Origin of the sequence: Cytobacillus oceanisediminis (assembly GCF_007830235.1) — a bacterium.
GTDB lineage: Bacteria > Bacillota > Bacilli > Bacillales > Cytobacillaceae > Cytobacillus > Cytobacillus oceanisediminis.
The window spans coordinates 1-2,437 of record NZ_VLKI01000045.1; the positions used below are offsets into that span (position 1 = coordinate 1).

A 2,437-nucleotide genomic window follows, 5' to 3' on the forward strand; every position below is an offset into this window, starting at 1 on the left:
TGTTTATGGCATCATAAAAATGTAGGTTATGGCATTTAATTTGTGCAGGCCCCGAGGGGCCTGCACAAATTAAAAAAGGCCACTTGTCAACATTCCCAAATACACATACACTTCCTGTTGGGTACAAAACGTGCAGGAGGTATTAAGGAGATGTTGGCTGTGGCCGAGATTAATTATATCAGACATGAAGTTAACTTTAAAGGCTGCGGATATTCCAGTGTGGCTAAAAAAATGGGGAGAGATCCCAGAACCGTTAAGAAGTATGCAGAGATGGAGGACTTCAACGAAAAACCTAAAAAGAAACTAACTAGGACTGCTCCTGTGATAGGACCAGTGAAAGCCATATTGGATGAGTGGATTAAGGAAGATCTAAAAAAGAAAAAGAAGTTTCGTAGGACAGCCAAGAGAATGTGGGAATTATTAAAGGAGCATCATGGCTTTATAGGTTCCGACCGTACGGTAAGGGATTATGTTTCCACAAGGAAGAAGGATTTCCTCAATGAGGTAAATGATGCAGCTCTTCCACTCGAAGCTATACCAGGAACTGCCCAGGTGGATTTTGGAGAAGCTCCTTTTGTTTACGGAGGAGAAGAGATTGTCTTGCCATACCTTGTATTGTCCTTCCCTTTCAGTAATGCTTTTTATTTTCAGGTTTTTCCTTCCCAAAACAGAGAGTGCTTTCTTGAGGGGATGAAAAGAGTTTTTCACCATATGGGTGGAGTGCCGAAAACCATACGGTTTGATAACCTTTCCCCTGCGGTGAAGAAAATACTGCCAAATGGTGAACGGCAATTAACGGATGAATTCCAGAACTTCGTTCTGCACTACGGTTTCGAGTGTGAATTCTGTAATCCTAATAGCGGGAATGAAAAAGGGCACGTAGAAGCAATGGTCAAGTATATCAGGAATAACTTCCTTCTCCCCGGACTTCATGTAATCGAACTGGATGAGCTGAATAAAAAACTATGGGGCAAGGCAGAGAAGGACCGTAAAAGGAAGCATTACCAAAAAAAATGGAAGATTGAGGAGCTCTTCGAGGAGGATAAGGATGCCTTCCTCCTATTGCCGGCAAAAGAATACGAATGTGTCAGGTACGAGACCCTTAAAGCCGATAAATACGGATATATTAAGCTTGACCTTAATCTATATTCAACTTCACCAAGGTATGCGCTTAGTAAGGTACTCGTAAAAATATCATATAACAGGGTGGATATCTTAAACGATGACCATCAGCTCGTAGTAAGCCATTCCCGTCTATATGGCCAATATAGAAAGTCCATGAAATGGCAGCCGTACCTGAACTTGATGGCCAAACGGCCTACGGCACTTAAATATACTAGTTTTTATGATCAGCTTCCGGAAGAATGGAAGAACTATTTCGGCTCCTGTACTGTAACTGAAAAGCCAGAGGCACTGAAACTATTATCGATAATCTTAAAGGATCACGATTTCAGCGTTATTACCAAAGCCTTGGTCATCGCTTCTGAATATGGGCATCCCTCCGTGGATGCCATTAAACAAGTATTCTATCAACTTATTAACGGCCGTGGAATCAGAAGTGAACTAAGCTCAAAAAGGTCGTTGCCTCAACTGCCGGTAGCAACGCGAGGCTTAGATCATTATGATCAACTCCAAAAAGAGGTGCAGCATAATGAATGACCAAATAAAATCTTATGCTAAACGGTTGAAGCTAAGTTGGATCAAAGATCATTTTGATGAAGTAGAAGTGGCGAGTAACCGAGAATATTTACTCAAACTTTTTGAAGCTGAAATCCGGCAGCGTGAAGAGCGCAGGATGAATCTCCTGTTAAATCAGGCTACACTTCCAACGGTGAAAGGAAAACCGTTTGATTGGAATGAGGTGCAGGTTCCGCCAGGAATGACAAAGGACAACCTTTTATATGGACAATTCATGGAAAAGCAAGAGAATGCGATTTTCTATGGAGGAGTAGGCGTCGGCAAAACCTACCTAGCCACGCTAATTGGCTTGAATGCCATACATAAGTTTGGCAAATCGGTAAAGTTTTACACAGTGGCAGGATTAGTAAATCGGCTTCTTGAGGCGAATGAAAAAGGTACTCTGCCGAAATTATTTAAGCAACTTGAAAAGCTGGATTTATTAATTCTCGATGAGCTGGGTTACATTCCTCTACATAAACAAGGTGGAGAATTATTATTCCAGGTTATTTCAATGTGTTATGAGGCAAAAAGCATTATTATTACCACTAATCTTCAGTTCGGTCAGTGGAACCATGTCTTTGGCGACCCAATCTTGACGGAAGCAGTCATTGACCGACTGATCCATCATTCTCATCTGGTAGTCTTCAACGGCGATAGTCATCGTTATAAAGAGTCTATATTACAGAACTAGATATACTGTTGGCAGGTGGCTACATTATTAACTGCCGTTTCATGCATTTTTTGCTTGCCAAATACA

The 2,437-nt window shown here is 41.4% G+C and carries 2 protein-coding genes; both read left to right on the forward strand.

The window, feature by feature from the left end; translation table 11 throughout:
* Positions 1–150 precede the first annotated feature (150 nt).
* A complete protein-coding gene (gene istA, locus IQ19_RS27565; RefSeq protein ID WP_144547012.1) occupies positions 151–1,659 on the forward strand; it encodes an IS21 family transposase in 1,509 nt (502 codons plus the stop codon).
* Positions 1,652–2,371 (forward strand): IS21-like element helper ATPase IstB, encoded by a 720-nt coding sequence (gene istB, locus IQ19_RS27570; RefSeq protein ID WP_144547015.1) that lies wholly within the window; start codon positions 1,652–1,654, stop codon positions 2,369–2,371. The genes istA and istB overlap by 8 nt, the downstream gene beginning before the upstream one ends.
* Positions 2,372–2,437: the final 66 nt, after the last annotated feature.